Below are 16095 nucleotides of genomic sequence, written 5' to 3'. Positions count from 1 at the left end.
CTGTGGCTTGTAACAAGACAAGTATATACTTGGGTAGGTATTACTCGCTCCCTGAACTCTCCCTGGTGAGTAAAATGGCGGCAGGTTTTCGTGGTCAATAGCACACAGTGAAGGTTACCGATGGATCTCAGCGCAGCGCAACACCCACTCAAAGCTAAAGGTACCTTGTTCACCCACTCGTTGCTGAGCGCACTGATTGTGTTTCTGCTGGCCTACCTGTGCCTGAAACTGTCTGCAGAATCCAGCCACTTTACCCCGCTGTGGTTCCCGACTGCCGCCGTCATTATGCTGATGTTCCACCTGCCACCGCGCAATTGGCCATTGCACTTGCTCTTCAGCGGGATAGGCATGTGTATTGCCAGTTTCGTGCTATTCGGCCTCAGTTGGTTCCCGGTCAAACTCACGCTGATTAACCTGCTGGAAGCCACCGTCTGTACCCTGCTATTACGGCGAATACTGCTGCCAGACGATCCGTTAAACGGCTTGGCAAGCTGGCTGAAATTTGTTTTCTGCGCCGTGATCTTCACACCCATGTTCAGCGCATTGCTGGCGGCCACCGTGGCGCCCACACCAGGGGAAACCTTTTGGCAGCCTTTCAGCACCTGGTTTATTTCCGAGGCGATCGGCGTACTGGCTTTGGCGCCGATTGGGCTGGTTTATCGCCGCTCCATGTTAAGAACGCTAAACCTGTTCGAACTGCTGCTGGTATTGCTGGGAACGCTGACCTTCAGCTATCTGGCGCTGGTCAACCTGCCCTTCCCGTTTACCTTTGTTATCCTGCCGTTGCTGTGGGCAGCGATCAGCCTGCAGCGGCTCGAAGCCTTTATCATCTGTTTTACCACTACCCTGACGATTACGGTGATGATCTCGTTCGGGCTGGTGCATTTTCAGGATAGAGGGACGTTTTTAAGCGATGTGGAAATCTACCTGCCGCTGATGTTGATCCTGATCCCGGCCCACTCCATGGCGATGGTGATGCATGCTTTCCGGGTGGAAAAAGAGCATATCGTGGAAAGCGAAGCACGTTTTCGTAATGCGTTAGAATATTCGGCCATCGGCATGGCGCTGGTATCGCCGGAAGGGAAGTGGTTACAGGTCAATCAGGCGCTGTGCAAACTACTACGCTATACCCCTGAAACCCTGCGCCGCCTGACGTTTCAAGAAATCACCCACCCCGATGATTTAAATGCCGACCTGACACAGTTACAAGATCTGCTTGATGGCCACATCAGCAGCTACACCATGGAAAAACGCTATATCCGCAGCGACGGTGAGAGCGTCTGGACACTGCTGGCGGTATCCCTGGTGCGCGATCCGCAGGGCCAACCGCTGTACTTTATTTCTCAAGTAGAAGATATCAATGAACTAAAACGTACCGAAGCGGAGAATCGCAGCCTGGTGGAACGCATAACGCTAGCCAACCAGGCCGGTGGGATCGGCGTATGGGAATGGATGCTGGCCGGAGATAAACTCACCTGGGACAAACGGATGTTTGAGCTGTACGAACTGGCACCGGATCAAACTCCCACCCTCGCACTGTGGAGCTCTTTGCTGCTGGAAGAGGATCGCGAACGCATCGGGCGGCAGATGGCGACGCTCACCGAGCAGCACCGGCCGTTTGTGATGGAGTTCCGCATCAAGACCCGATTGGGGGGAGTACGCCATATTCGCGCCCAGGGTAATACCATTTTCGATGAGCACGGCGAGCCGAAGCGGATGATCGGTACCAATATCGACATGACGGAAATCAAATCGCTGGCCGAAGCGCTGCATGAAGAGAAGGAACGTTTGCACATTACGCTGGACGCCATTGGCGAAGGGGTGATCTCCACCGACCGCGAAATGCGCATCACCTTTATGAACCCGGTAGCCGAACAGATGTGCGGTTGGCCGCTGGAGATGGCACTCGGTATGCCGATCAACGGCGTGGTGCGGATGACCAACGGCCAGGATGGCCCAGAGATAGAAAATCCGGTGCAAAACTGTCTGCAAGAGGGTCCCCCCCTGCCAGCGGAATACGCACTGGTACTGCATAGCCGCGACGGCCGCCGCTTCGACGTACAGGAATCGGTATCGCCGCTGAAAACCATCGAGGGCGAGGTGATGGGGACGGTGATGGTATTGCAGGACGTCAGCGCCTCGCGGGAACTGATGAAAAAGCTCAGCTACAACGCCTCACATGATGCGCTGACCAACCTGAAAAACCGCACCAGCTTCGAAAAGCGGCTGAAGGGCGCTGTTGCCAGCGCGGTCGATCACCAGCAACAGCACTCGCTGGTGTTCCTCGATCTCGACAGATTCAAGGCGGTTAACGACAGTGCCGGACATGCGGCAGGCGACGCCTTGCTCAGGGAGATTGGCCAGTTGATGCAACGCCAGCTACGTAACAGCGACTGCCTGGCACGCCTCGGCGGCGACGAATTCGGCCTAATCCTGTTCGACTGTTCGTTGGAACAGGCCAAGCTGCTGATGCAACAGATGATCGAGCAGATCGGCGAACATCCATTCTGCTGGGCAGGCAAGATTTATCATGTCGGCGCCAGCGCCGGTATTACACAAATCGGGGCCACCAGCGGCAAGAGCAGCGAGCTATTGGCACAGGCCGATATCGCCTGTTATACCGCCAAGCACCATGGCCGTGGTCAGGTTTATATCTATGAAGTCCGGCAAAAACAGCAGATGGAGCGCCAGCATGAGCTGCTAACGCGCCAGGAAGTGCTGAACATTATCGATAATCAGCAATTGCTGTTACACGTCAGGGCAGCCTCGCCGCCTAAAACGCCACAGGCGGTCTGTTTTTATCAGTTAAAGCTGCACGTTAGCCCACCCGATGATCGTCTGCTGGCCTCTGAGTCTTATCTCGCCGCCGCCCAGCTCTACGGTCTGCTGCCGGACGTCGATCGCTGGTTGGTAAGCCAGGTACTGAAAAGACACGCCGAAGCTCTACGCCGCAAGGGGCTGGCCATTGCGCTGCCATTGGCCACAGATAGCGTGCTAGATCCTGATTTTCAAAATTATTTGCTGGAGTCACTGGCGGCTTCCGTGCTACCGGCCAGCGCGCTGTATCTGATGGTGGACGAGACTATCGTGCTCGATCACCCAGAGGATGGCGGTGCCTTTATCCGCCGTTTGCAGCAAATGGGCTGCAAGCTGATCGTCAATGGTTTTGGCCGTAACCTGAACACCTTCGATCAGTTAAACAGCCAAACGATCGATTACATCCGCATCGACGAGCGTTTTATCACCGACGTCCACTGCAACCAAATGGATGAGCTGATGGTTTCGATGATCCATGGTGCAGCGCATCGCGTAAATGCCCAAACCCTGGCTGGGCCAGCACATCAACAGGTTACGCTAAGTGCGCTGACGGCCATCGGGGTCGATCTGGTAGACGGTGACACCGTTGCGCTGGAACTACCGCTGAGCGATTTACTCAGCGGCGGCTATTTCGGTATTCACTGAGGGGGCCCAACGATCGTTATGCCACAGATGCAAGGTGGCGTAGGAACGCCAAGGCCGCCAACGTTCGGCATAGCGCTCAATCTGGCGCGGCGTCATGCCGGGGAAACGCTGTTTGATCAGATAGTCCCCCGCCAGAAAAACGTCCGGCCATGACCAGGCCCGCATAGCAATATAGCTGGCGGTCCAACTGCCTATCCCCGGCAGTGCGGTTAACTCTTTGATACCCTTTTCGATATCCAGCACGTTATCCAGTTGCAAATGCCCTTCTGTCACCCTGCGTGCCATTTCAACCAGCGCCGCCGCACGCTTCAGTTGTACGCCCAATGGGCGCAGCTCTTCCGGTTGCAGCTGGGCGATCCGCGCCGCCTGCGGAAAAACATGAGTGATATCGCCATACGGCGGCTCCAGCGCCGTTCCCCAGCGTTCGGCCATCCGTCCGGCAAAGGTAGCCGCCATCTTGACGCTGACCAACTGCCCCAACACCGCACGCGTAGCCTGCTCAAAGCTGCTGACGCAGCCTGGCAAACGTAAACCGGGCGCATCCGCCGCTAGCGCGCCTAACGCCTCGCAAATGCGGTCCGGTGCGGCATCCAGATCGAACAGTTGGCGAATGCGCCGCAGGACTTCGGTCGTCACTCGGCCGAGCGATGGGGCTATTTCCACCCGCACCCGGTTTCGCGCCTCTTCCGGCAGGACGCTCACCCAACCGCAATATTCAACGCCGCCCTGTTCCACCGTGATCGAACGGCTGTATTGTTGACCGGCAACGCTTTCCACACCGCTGACCGCACGTGCCTGTAAGAACCCCAACATTCTCGGCCAATCATAGGGAGGCCGATACCCCAGATGAAACACCAGCCCACTGGTGGCGGCACGCTCACTACAGCCAGCAGTGCTGCGTAATGCCGAAGGGATCAGGCGATAACGGGCTTTAAACAACTCATTGAAACGCCGCAGGCTACCAAACCCGGCGGCAAACGCCACCTCGCTCAGGGGCAAATCGGTATCCGCCAGCAGCCGTTTGGCCTGCAACAGACGGTGCGACTGGGCGTAATCAATGGGGGAAGCGCCGAACTGCTCGGCAAAAATGCGTCGCAGATGGCGATCGGAAATCCCCAGGCGGGTAGCCAGCTGTTCACAGTTGTGCTCTGAAAGATAACCCTGTTCGATCAACTGGACCGCAACCTGAGCATAGCGATTACCCAGATCGATCAGCGCCAGCCCTGGTGCCAATTCGGGGCGGCATTTCAGACAGGGGCGAAAACCGGCCAGTTCGGCGGCGGCGGCGCTGGGGTAAAACGTACAGTTTTCGATTTTCGGCGTGCGGGCGCTACATACTGGCCGACAATAGATACCGGTAGAGGAGACACCGACAAAAAATCGTCCATCAAACTTACGGTCACGCGCACTCAGCGCACTATACAGCGCCTGTTGTTGATTCTTCATGGTATCGCTCGGAGTCAGTTTTTTGTTCATTATGGCGCTCGGACCTGTGGCTGACGTGCGGGAATCGGACATTAACCTGTTTGACATCGCTACCATCAAGTTAACCATGACGCCGCGATTGCCGCTAAATTTTTCGCCAGTTAGCGACCCACTCGTTGCTCGGCAGACCCGTCTCGGGTAAAGTCGCCCCCCTTCATCGGCATGGGGAACAAAAAATGTTTATTGGCTTCGATTATGGCACTGCCAACTGCTCTGTCGCCGTTATGCGCGAGCAGGGTCCTGAATTATTGACGTTGGAGAACAACGACCCCTATCTCCCTTCGATGCTGTGCGCACCGACGCGTGAGGCGGTGAGTGAGTGCCTGCATCGCCACTGGCAGGTGCCAACCGGCAGCGAGGAAAACCAGCAACTGCTGCGCCGCGCCATTACCTTCAACCGCGAGGAAGATATTCCGGTCAACGGCGACAGCGTGCTGTTCGGCCTGCAGGCGCTGGCCCACTACATCGAAGATCCGGAAGATGTGTATTTTGTCCGCTCGCCGAAATCCTTCCTGGGGGCTAACGGCCTGAAGCCGCAACAGATTGCGCTATTTGAAGATCTGGTGTGCGCCATGATGTTCCACATCAAGCGCCAGGCGGAAGGCGTGTTACAAACCAGCATCGATCAGGCCGTCATTGGCCGCCCGATCAACTTCCAGGGTACCGGCGGTGAAGAGGCTAACCAACAGGCGCAGGGGATTTTGCACCGCGCCGCACAACGGGCCGGTTTCAAAGAGATCGAGTTCCAGTTCGAGCCGGTTGCCGCCGGGCTGGACTTTGAAGCGACGTTAAATGAAGAGAAAACCGTGCTGGTGGTCGATATCGGCGGCGGAACCACCGACTGCTCGGTGCTGCTGATGGGGCCACAATGGCGCGATCGTGCCGATCGCCAACAGAGCCTGTTGGGGCACAGCGGATGCCGCGTGGGCGGTAACGATCTGGATATCATGCTGGCATTCAAACAGCTGATGCCGCTGTTCGGTATGGGCGGTGAAACCGAGAAAGGCATCGCCATGCCTGCATTGCCTTACTGGAACGCGGTAGCGACCAACGATGTCCCGGCCCAAATCGATTTCTACAGCACGGCCAATGGCCGTATGCTGCGCGATCTGATCCGCGACGCTGCCGAACCCGAGAAGGTGAAACGTCTGTTGAAAGTCCATCAACAGCGCCTGAGCTATCGGCTGGTACGTGCGGCGGAAGAGAGTAAAATCGCGCTATCGGGTCAGACAAGCATCAGCGCCCAACTGGATTTTGTGCAGCCGGAACTGGCAGAGATGATCAGCCAGGAGCAGTTGGCCGATGCCATTGCCCAACCTCTGCTGCGTATTCAGGAACAGGTTAGCGCCGCCCTGGCCACCAGCCAAAGCACGCCGCAGGTCATTTACCTGACCGGTGGTAGCGCACGCTCACCGCTGCTGCGAACCGCACTGCAACAGCAGTTGCCGGGGATCCCGATCGTCGGCGGCAACGATTTTGGCTCGGTCACCGCCGGGTTGGCACGCTGGGCACAGACGCTGTTTCGTTGATTAACGCAGGGGCGGCTAACGCCCCTGACAATGGAGCATTATGGCTATCATCACTGGTGAAACACCCAGATTGCTGCTGCGCGGTTGGCAAGATAGCGATCTGCCCGCCTTTGCCGCGCTCAATAGCGCCCCAGAGGTGATGAAATACTTCCCGACAACGCTAAGCCACGCTGAAAGCGACGCTCAGGCCAATCGCATCCGCCAATTTATGCAACAACACGGCTGGGGATTGTGGGCCGTCGAGGTGAAGCATCAAGCCGCCTTTATCGGCTTTGTGGGGCTAGCCATTCCTGGCGACGATTTGCCCTGCTCGCCCTGCGTGGAAATTGGCTGGCGGTTGGCGAAGGAGCATTGGGGCCAAGGCTATGCCAGCGAAGCGGCCCGTTGCGCGCTGGATATCGCTTTTAATAGGCTGCAACTGTCAGAAGTAGTGTCCTTTACTGCTGAAATTAATCTCCCTTCCCGCCGAGTGATGGAGCGCATCGGGATGACCTTCAGCGGTGAAACCTTCGAGCATCCCCGTTTACCTCTGGGCCACCCGCTGCGCAAGCATGTGTTATATCGTAAACTGTCGCCAAACAAATGAAGTACGATTGTAACTTATTGAATAATAATTGATATCACCTCACCCTAACCCTCTCCCAAAGGGAGAGGGGACTGAACGTGCCACAGTTTGACGCCTGCGTCTGACCGCAACACAATCCAGACCAGAAAAGCCTAGGTGATTGAAAATTATATAAATCATCACCACTCTAACTCCCTCTCCCTGAGGGAGGTGGGGGGACTTAACGTGCCACAGTTTGGCGCCTGCGTCTGACCGCAACACAATCCAGACCAGAAAATCCTAGGTGATTGAAAATTATATAAATCATCACCACTCCAACTCCCTCTCCCTGTGGGAGAGGGTTGGGGTGAGGGGCATCGCAGAAACTTACCAGGCACTTGCCTCATCCAGCGTCTTGATATCCTCGGCAGCCAATTGCAGCCGTGTGGCACTCACCAACTCATCCAACTGGGTTAACGAGGTGGCGCTGACGATTGGTGCGGTGATACTTGGCCGAGCAATCAGCCAGGCTAACGAGATCTGCGCAGGTGTGGTCTGGTGCTTCTCTGCCAACAGATCGAGCGCCGCCAGAATGCGGAAACCGCGTGGATTAAGATAGCGCGATACGATTGTGTCCCCGCGCTGGCTCTTGCCCACATCCTGTGCGCTGCGATATTTGCCGGTGAGGAAACCGCTGGCCAGCGAGAAGAAGTTGATCACCCCCAACCCCTGTTGCTGCACCACCGCTTCCAGCGCCTGCTCATAGCCTTCACGGGCATACAGATTATATTCCGGTTGCAGGGTTTCATAGCGTGCCAGCCCGTTTTGCTCGCTGACTTTCAGCGCTTCCACCAGCCGGTCTGCCTGATAGTTGGAAGCGCCAATGGCTCGCACCTTCCCGGCCTTGATCAGTTCATCAAACGCCGCCAGGGTTTCCGCCAGCGGGGTGTCCTGGTCGTCATCATGGGACTGATAAAGATCGATATAATCGGTTTGCAGGCGGCGCAACGAATCCTCTACGGCCTGACGAATATAGCGTGGTGACAAGCCTTGCTTGCCTTCCCCCATCGGTTTACCCACCTTGGTAGCGATGATCACCTGGTCGCGTTTGCCGCTTTTCTTCAGCCAGTTGCCAATCACCGTTTCTGATTCACCGCCTTGATTGCCCGGTGCCCAGCTCGAATAGACGTCGGCGGTATCGATAAAATTCAGCTGATTGGCTACCAGAGCATCCAGCAGGCTGAAAGACGTGGCTTCGTCTGCCGTCCAGCCAAATACGTTGCCGCCAAAGGTCAGTTGCGGGACCTGAATGCCTGAACGGCCCAACGGTTTCTTGCTCATGATGTGGCTCCTGAAGGAAAAGAATAAATTCGCCCTAAATTATTAGCGCGAAAACGGCTGGAACGCTAAAACGAATCGGTCATATGTCAGAAAATGTCTAGCTAAGCGTTGTTTGGATTAAATATACATTCTCCGCCGATAAACCTGACGCTTCCTCCATATTTCCTTCATTTTTACACCGTGACGGCTCGCTAAACTAGTATCCTGTAAGGAGTATCACTTTTGGCAACTGATTGCCCGCACGACTGTCTCTGGAGAGAATGCCCAACGCCATGAATACAAAACCCAAACGCCGCTCACTGCTCCTGCGCCTGCTAGCCATAGTTATCGTGGTGCTTGCCGCCATTCTGATCTGGCGTCACTTTAGCGCGCCACAGGCTACCGATGCAGCGCCAGGTGCGCACCAGGCAGGTTCAGGCCCAACAGGAGGCGCAGGCAGAGCCGGTGGTAGACGAGGGGCCCCGATGTCTCCGGTACAGGCCGCCACCGCCACAGTGCAGAGCGTGCCGCGTTTCCTCTCGGGATTGGGCACCGCCACCGCAGCCAACACCGTGACCGTCACCAGCCGCGTCGATGGCCAACTGATGGCGATCCACTTTACCGAAGGCCAACAGGTCAAGGCGGGAGACCTGCTGGTTGAGATCGACCCACGCCCTTACGAAGTGCAATTAACTCAGGCTCTGGGGCAATTAGCCAAAGATCAGGCGACGTTGGCCAATGCCAGACGTGACCTCGCCCGTTACCAACAGTTGGCGAAAACCAACCTGGTATCGCGCCAGGAGCTGGATACCCAGGAGTCGCTGGTTCGTCAGACCGAAGGGGCGATCAAGGCCGACCAAGGGGCGGTGGACAGCGCCAAACTGCAAATAACCTACAGTAAGATCACCGCACCGATTGATGGCCGCGTGGGGCTTAAGCTGGTTGATGTGGGCAATTACATCGCCAGCGGCAGCACTACCGGCATCGTGGTGATCACCCAAACGCATCCGATCGATGTGGTCTTCACCCTGCCGGAGAGCAATATCGCCGATCTGGTCAAAGCGCAGAAAGCTGGCCCGGTGAACGTCGAGGCTTGGGACCGCACCAACCAGCAGTTGTTAACCACCGGCGAGTTATTGAGCCTGGATAACCAGATCGATACCGCCACCGGCACCATCAAACTGAAGGCTCGCTTCGACAATCAGGACGATGCGCTGTTCCCGAATCAGTTCGTTAACGCCCGGCTGAAAGTCGCCACCTTGCAAAATGCGGTGGTGATCCCTACCGCCGCACTGCAAATGGGCAACGAAGGCAACTTCGTCTGGCTGCTGAGCACAGACAATAAGGTCAGCAAACATCGGGTTACCGCCGGTATTCAGGATAGCCAGCAGGTGGTGATTAGCGCCGGTGTCAATGCGGGTGACCGCGTCGTTACCGATGGGATCGACCGCCTGACCGAAGGCATGCAGGTTGAAGTGGTGGCCCCTCATACAACGGCGGCCACCCCGAATGCAGAACAACCGAAACACCGCGCTAAACCTCAGGGGAATTCCTGATGCAGTCGCTGTCCCCCCATAGCGGCGGTGGGCCTTCCCGCCTGTTTATTCTTCGCCCGGTAGCCACCACGCTGTTTATGCTGGCTATCATGCTGGCCGGGATCATTGGCTATCGTTCGCTGCCGGTTTCCGCCCTGCCGGAGGTGGATTACCCAACGATCCAGATCGTCACGCTTTACCCGGGAGCCAGCCCGGATGTCGTCACCTCGGCGATCACCGCGCCGTTGGAGCGCCAGTTCGGCCAGATGTCCGGCCTTAAGCAGATGGCCTCGCAGAGTTCCGGTGGCGCCTCGGTGATCACCCTGCAATTCCAGCTTGAACTGCCGCTGGACGTTGCCGAACAGGAAGTACAGGCTGCCATCAATGCTGCTACCAACCTGCTGCCCAACGATCTGCCCTACCCGCCGATTTACAGCAAGGTTAACCCGGCCGATCCGCCGATCCTGACGCTGGCCGTCACCTCGAGTGCCATGCCGATGACCCAGGTAGAAGACATGGTGGAAACCCGGGTGGCGCAAAAGATTTCTCAGGTGACCGGGGTCGGGCTGGTCACCATTTCCGGTGGCCAGCGCCCGGCCGTGCGGGTGAAGCTCAATGCCACGGCGGTGGCCGCCTATGGGCTGGATAGCGAAACCATTCGCACCGCCATCAGTAACGCCAACGTCAACTCGGCCAAAGGTAGCCTGGATGGCCCGACGCGTTCGGTCACGCTCTCTGCCAACGATCAGATGAAAACCGCTGAGGATTACCGCCAACTGATTATCGCCTATCAGAACGGCGCGGCTATCCGTCTGCAAGATATTGCCACCATTGAGCAAGGTGCGGAGAACAACCGCCTGGCGGCATGGGCCAATAAAGACCAGGCCATCGTGCTGAATATTCAGCGCCAGCCGGGTGCCAACGTCATCACCACCGCCGACAGCATCCGCGAGATGCTGCCAGAGCTGATCAAGAGCCTGCCAAAGTCGGTAGATGTGAAGGTGCTGACCGACCGCACCACCACCATCCGGGCCTCGGTCAGCGACGTACAGTTTGAGCTGTTGCTGGCGATCGCCCTGGTCATCATGGTGATCTATGTCTTCCTGCGTAACGTTCCCGCCACCATTATCCCGAGCGTGGCGGTACCGCTTTCTCTGGTGGGCACCTTTGCCGCCATGTATTTCCTCGATTTCTCCATCAACAACCTGACGCTGATGGCACTGACCATCGCCACCGGTTTTGTGGTGGATGACGCCATCGTGGTGATCGAGAACATCTCCCGCTATATCGAAAAAGGCGAAAAACCGCTCGACGCGGCGCTGAAAGGGGCCGGTGAGATCGGCTTTACCATTATCTCGCTGACCTTCTCGCTGGTGGCAGTGCTTATCCCTCTGCTGTTTATGGGCGATATCGTCGGCCGTCTGTTCCGCGAGTTTGCGGTGACATTGGCAGTGGCGATCCTGATCTCCGCACTGGTGTCGCTGACGCTGACGCCGATGATGTGCGCCCGGATGCTTAGCCATGAATCGCTGCGCAAACAAAACCGTTTCTCCCGTGCTTCCGAGCGTTTCTTTGACCAGGTGATCGCCCAATATGGCGTCTGGTTGAAAGTGGTCCTGAACCACCAGTGGCTGACGTTAGGCGTCGTCTTCGGCACCATGGCGCTGACCGTGTTGCTGTATCTGCTGATGCCGAAAGGCTTCTTCCCGGTGCAGGATAACGGCATCATTCAGGGCACGCTGGAAGCGCCACAGAGCGTTTCATTCAGTAACATGGCCGAACGTCAACAGCAGGTTGCTGCCGAAATCCTCAAGGATCCGGCGGTAGAGAGCCTGACGTCCTTTGTCGGCGTGGACGGCAGCAACGCCACGCTCAACAGCGGCCGTTTACAGATCAACCTTAAACCGCTGAGCGAGCGAAGCGATCGCATCCCGGCGATCATTACCCGCCTGCAACAACAGACGGCGCAGTTCCCCGGCGTGAAGCTGTATCTGCAACCGGTGCAGGATCTGACCATCGATACGCAGGTGAGCCGCACTCAGTACCAGTTCACCCTCCAGGCTATGTCACTGGATGAACTCAGCCTGTGGGTGCCAAAGCTGATGACTGAATTGCAGCAGGTACCGCAACTGGCCGAAGTGACCAGCAATTGGCAGGATCAGGGGCTGGTGGCCTATGTGAATGTGGATCGAGACTCGGCCTCGCGCCTTGGCATCACCATGAGCGATGTCGACAGCGCATTGTATAACGCCTTCGGTCAGCGCCTGATCTCGACCATTTACACCCAGGCCAACCAATATCGGGTGGTGTTGGAGCATGATGTCTCCAGTACCCCGGGGCTTTCCGCGTTAAACGATATCCGCCTGACCAGCAGCACCGGCACCATAGTGCCGTTAAGCACCATCGCCAAAATAGAAGAGCGCTTCGCCCCGCTGTCGATCAACCATCTCGATCAGTTCCCGTCGGCCACCGTGTCGTTTAACGTGGCCGCTAATTACTCGCTCGGGGAAGCGGTAGAGGCCATTACTCAGGCTGAGAAAGACCTCAACATGCCCAAAGACATCACCACCCAGTTCCAGGGGGCCACGCTGGCGTTCCAGGCTGCGCTTGGCAGCACGCTGTGGCTGATCCTGGCGGCGGTGGTGGCGATGTATATCGTGCTGGGCGTGCTGTATGAGAGCTTTATCCACCCGGTGACCATTCTTTCGACCCTGCCAACCGCCGGTGTCGGTGCGCTGCTGGCACTGATGCTCTCTGGGCATGAACTGGATGTGATCGCCATTATCGGCATCATCTTGCTGATCGGCATCGTCAAAAAGAACGCCATTATGATGATCGACTTTGCGCTGGCCGCCGAGCGTGAGCAAGGGATGACGCCGTTTGATGCCATCTATCAGGCCTGTCTGCTGCGTTTTCGCCCGATCCTGATGACCACACTGGCCGCGCTGCTGGGGGCATTGCCGCTGATGCTGAGTACCGGCGTCGGGGCCGAGCTGCGCCGCCCGCTGGGCGTCTGTATGGTCGGTGGCCTGGTGATGAGCCAGATCCTGACGCTGTTCACCACGCCGGTAATTTACCTGCTGTTTGATAAATTGGCGCGCAATACCCGCCGCCAGCCAGAACCGCAGGAGCTACCGTGAAATTCTTCGCCCTGTTTATCTATCGGCCGGTCGCCACGACGCTGTTGACGCTGGCGATCACCATCGCCGGGGTGATTGGCTTTCGGCTGCTGCCGGTATCGCCGCTGCCGCAGGTGGATTTCCCTGTCATTCTGGTAAGCGCATCCTTGCCTGGCGCCGATCCGGAAACCATGGCCTCCTCGGTGGCTACACCGCTGGAACGGGCCCTGGGCCGGATCGCCGGGGTTAATGAAATGACCTCGACGAGTTCTCTTGGCAGCACCAGGGTGATCCTGCAGTTCGATCTCGAGCGCGATATCAACGGGGCTGCACGTGACGTACAGGCAGCGATTAACGCCGCCCAAAGCCTGTTGCCCACCGGGATGCCAAGCCGCCCCACCTATCGCAAGATCAACCCGTCCGACGCGCCAATCATGATCCTGACGCTGACTTCGGATACCCATAACCAAGGGCAGCTGTATGACTTCGCTTCCACGCAGTTGGCGCAAAAAATTGCCCAGACGGAAGGCGTAGGCGATGTCTCGGTCGGCGGGAGTTCCCTACCTGCGGTACGCGTGGAGCTTAATCCCGGCGCTCTGTTCAATCAGGGGATTTCACTGGATGCGGTACGGCAAACCATCGCCAACGCCAACGTCCGCCGCCCACAAGGCGCGGTGGATGACCCACAGCAGCGCTGGCAGATCCAGGCCAACGACGAATTGAAAACCGCAGCGGCCTATCAGCCGTTGGTCATCCACTACAACAATGGCGCGGCGGTACGGCTGAGCGACGTGGCCAACGTCATCGATTCGGTACAGGACGTACGCAACGCCGGGATGACCAATGCCAAACCGGCCATCATTCTGACCATCAGCCGCGCCCCCGGCGCCAATATCATTCAAACCGTGGATCGTATCCGCGCCGAGTTGCCCGCGTTGCGGGAGAACATCCCCGCCTCGATCGAACTGAGTATTGCCCAGGATCGCTCGCCGACGATCCGTGCCTCGCTGGCCGAGGTGGAGCAATCTTTGGTAATAGCCATCGGGCTGGTGATCCTGGTGGTCTTCATCTTCCTGCGCTCTGGCCGCGCAACGCTGATCCCGGCAGTGGCCGTACCGGTTTCCCTGATCGGTTCCTTCGCCGCCATGTATCTGTGCGGCTTCAGCCTGAACAACCTGTCGCTGATGGCGCTCACCATCGCCACCGGCTTTGTGGTGGATGACGCCATCGTGGTGCTGGAAAACATTTCGCGCCACGTCGAGGCCGGAATGAAACCGATCAAGGCCGCCCTGCAAGGGGTGCGAGAGGTCGGCTTCACCGTGCTTTCCATGAGCGTATCGCTGGTGGCGGTGTTTATCCCCTTGCTGTTTATGGCCGGTTTGCCAGGCAGGCTGTTCCGTGAATTTGCCGTGACGCTTTCGGTGTCGATCGGGCTTTCATTGCTGATTTCACTGACGCTGACGCCGATGATGTGCGCCTATCTGCTGCGCTACCGGCCACCGCGCGAACAGCGGCGTATTCGGGGTTTTGGCCGGATGTTGCTGGGTTTACAGCAGGGCTATGGCCGCTCGCTCAACTGGGTATTGGGCCATTCCCGCTGGGTATTGGCAGTGTTCCTGGCCACTATCGCTCTCAACGTCTGGCTGTATATCAGTATTCCAAAAACCTTCTTCCCCGAGCAGGATACCGGCCGCCTGATGGGCTTTATCCAGGCCGATCAGAGCATTTCGTTTCAGGCGATGCGTGGCAAACTGCAAGATTTTATGCAGATCGTGCGGGAAGACAAGGACGTGGATAACGTCACCGGTTTCACCGGTGGTTCGCGTACCAACAGCGGCTCGATGTTTATCTCCCTCAAACCTTTGTCGGAACGCACCGATGATGCCCAGAAGGTAATCGCTCGCCTGCGTGCCAAACTGGCACAAGAGCCGGGTGCCAATCTGTTCCTGATGGCGGTGCAAGATATTCGCGTCGGCGGACGGCAAGCCAACGCCAGCTATCAATACACGCTGTTGGCCGACGATCTTGGCGAACTGCGCGAATGGGAGCCGAAGATCCGTACCGCACTGGCGGCGTTGCCAGAGCTGGCGGACGTCAACTCCGATCAGCAGGACAAAGGTTCGGAAATGGACCTGACCTACGATCGCGAAACCATGTCGCGGCTGGGCATTTCAGTCAACGACGCCAACAACCTGCTCAACAACGCCTTCGGACAGCGCCAGATTTCCACCATCTATCAGCCGCTGAACCAATACAAAGTGGTGATGGAGGTGGCTCCGCCCTATACCCAGGACGTGAGTTCGCTGGACAAAATGTTTGTGATCAACAGCAGCGGCCAGCCGATCCCGCTGTCTTACTTTGCCCAATGGCGGCCAGCCAACGCACCGCTGGCGGTGAACCATCAAGGGCTGTCGGCAGCCTCCACCATCTCATTCAACCTGCCGGACGGTGGCAGCCTGTCCGAGGCGACAGCGGCCATCGAACGGACCATGACGCAGTTGGGAGTCCCCTCCACCGTGCGAGGTTCCTTTGCCGGTACCGCGCAGGTGTTCCAGGAAACGCTGAAATCACAGCTGTTCCTGATCGCTGCGGCCATCGCCACGGTATATATCGTGCTGGGTATTTTGTATGAGAGCTATATCCATCCGCTGACCATCCTGTCTACGCTGCCTTCTGCCGGAGTCGGGGCACTATTGGCGCTGGAACTGTTTGACGCGCCGTTTAGTCTGATTGCGCTAATCGGCATTATGCTGTTGATTGGTATCGTCAAAAAGAACGCCATCATGATGGTCGACTTTGCCCTGGATGCACAACGCAACGGCGGGATCAGCGCCCGTGAGGCTATCTTTCAGGCCAGCCTGCTGCGTTTTCGCCCTATCATGATGACGACGTTGGCGGCCCTGTTTGGTGCCTTGCCACTGGTTTTGACCAGCGGCGACGGGGCGGAGCTGCGACAGCCGTTGGGGATCACCATCGCCGGGGGGCTGTTGATGAGCCAATTGCTGACGCTGTATACCACGCCGGTGATCTATCTGTACTTTGACCGCTTACAGATGAAGTTCCGTCACGGTATAAAACTGACGCCGCTGCCTCACTGATCG

General features: G+C 57.5%; 8 protein-coding genes. 6 read left to right on the top strand and 2 right to left on the bottom strand.

The features are described from left to right. The first annotated feature begins 120 nt into the window (after positions 1–120). Positions 121–3462 carry a diguanylate cyclase gene (locus tag ABIE29_RS15260; RefSeq protein ID WP_429619600.1) on the top strand — a complete coding sequence of 1114 codons (3342 nt, stop codon included), beginning with the start codon at positions 121–123 and terminating at the stop codon, positions 3460–3462. Here the strand turns inward: ABIE29_RS15260 and alkA are convergent. After that, positions 3430–4938 carry a DNA-3-methyladenine glycosylase 2 gene (alkA, locus tag ABIE29_RS15255; RefSeq protein WP_429619599.1) on the bottom strand — a complete coding sequence of 503 codons (1509 nt, stop codon included), beginning with the start codon at positions 4936–4938 and terminating at the stop codon, positions 3430–3432. The genes ABIE29_RS15260 and alkA overlap by 33 nt on opposite strands. Positions 4939–5123: 185 nt before the next feature. Between alkA and yegD the strand changes: the two genes are divergently transcribed. Then, positions 5124–6476, top strand: a complete 1353-nt coding sequence (gene yegD / locus ABIE29_RS15250) for a molecular chaperone (protein WP_429619597.1) — start codon at positions 5124–5126, stop codon at positions 6474–6476. A gap of 40 nt (positions 6477–6516) precedes the next feature. After that, positions 6517–7062, top strand: coding sequence for a GNAT family N-acetyltransferase (locus ABIE29_RS15245; protein ID WP_429619595.1), 546 nt, complete (start codon positions 6517–6519; stop codon positions 7060–7062). Between the two features lie 345 nt (positions 7063–7407). Here the strand turns inward: ABIE29_RS15245 and ABIE29_RS15240 are convergent, their stop codons facing one another. Continuing rightward, positions 7408–8361: an aldo/keto reductase gene (locus ABIE29_RS15240; RefSeq protein ID WP_429619593.1), complete on the bottom strand. Its 954-nt coding sequence runs from the start codon at positions 8359–8361 to the stop codon at positions 7408–7410. Positions 8362–8633: 272 nt separating this feature from the next. On the opposite strand from ABIE29_RS15240, the gene ABIE29_RS15235 reads away from it, so the two are divergent. From ABIE29_RS15235 to mdtC, 3 genes are read left to right on the top strand one after another with little or no spacing between them, the layout of a single operon-like run. After that, on the top strand, positions 8634–9896 hold the full coding sequence (locus ABIE29_RS15235; protein ID WP_429619591.1) for an MdtA/MuxA family multidrug efflux RND transporter periplasmic adaptor subunit: 1263 nt from the start codon (positions 8634–8636) through the stop codon (positions 9894–9896). Beyond that, a complete protein-coding gene (locus ABIE29_RS15230) occupies positions 9896–13015 on the top strand; it encodes an MdtB/MuxB family multidrug efflux RND transporter permease subunit (RefSeq protein ID WP_429619589.1) in 3120 nt (1039 codons plus the stop codon). The genes ABIE29_RS15235 and ABIE29_RS15230 overlap by 1 nt, the downstream gene beginning before the upstream one ends. After that, the gene (gene mdtC / locus ABIE29_RS15225; protein WP_429619587.1) at positions 13012–16092 is read left to right on the top strand and encodes a multidrug efflux RND transporter permease subunit MdtC; all 3081 of its coding nucleotides are present in this window, start codon (positions 13012–13014) and stop codon (positions 16090–16092) included. The genes ABIE29_RS15230 and mdtC overlap by 4 nt, the downstream gene beginning before the upstream one ends. The last annotated feature ends 3 nt before the right edge of the window (positions 16093–16095 follow it).

The organism is Serratia sp. 2723 (assembly GCF_050434425.1).
GTDB lineage: Bacteria > Pseudomonadota > Gammaproteobacteria > Enterobacterales > Enterobacteriaceae > Chania.
Note: the sequence above shows the minus strand (reverse complement) of the source record. Positions and strands in the feature narration are given on the sequence as shown.

Coding starts and splice junctions, on each gene's coding strand:
- ABIE29_RS15230 (WP_429619589.1), top strand. CDS start 9,896: ATGCAGTCGCTGTCCCCCCATAGCGGCGGTGGGCCTTCCCGCCTGTTT.
- yegD (WP_429619597.1), top strand. CDS start 5,124: ATGTTTATTGGCTTCGATTATGGCACTGCCAACTGCTCTGTCGCCGTT.
- ABIE29_RS15260 (WP_429619600.1), top strand. CDS start 121: ATGGATCTCAGCGCAGCGCAACACCCACTCAAAGCTAAAGGTACCTTG.
- ABIE29_RS15235 (WP_429619591.1), top strand. CDS start 8,634: ATGAATACAAAACCCAAACGCCGCTCACTGCTCCTGCGCCTGCTAGCC.
- ABIE29_RS15240 (WP_429619593.1), bottom strand. CDS start 8,361: ATGAGCAAGAAACCGTTGGGCCGTTCAGGCATTCAGGTCCCGCAACTG.
- alkA (WP_429619599.1), bottom strand. CDS start 4,938: ATGAACAAAAAACTGACTCCGAGCGATACCATGAAGAATCAACAACAG.
- ABIE29_RS15245 (WP_429619595.1), top strand. CDS start 6,517: ATGGCTATCATCACTGGTGAAACACCCAGATTGCTGCTGCGCGGTTGG.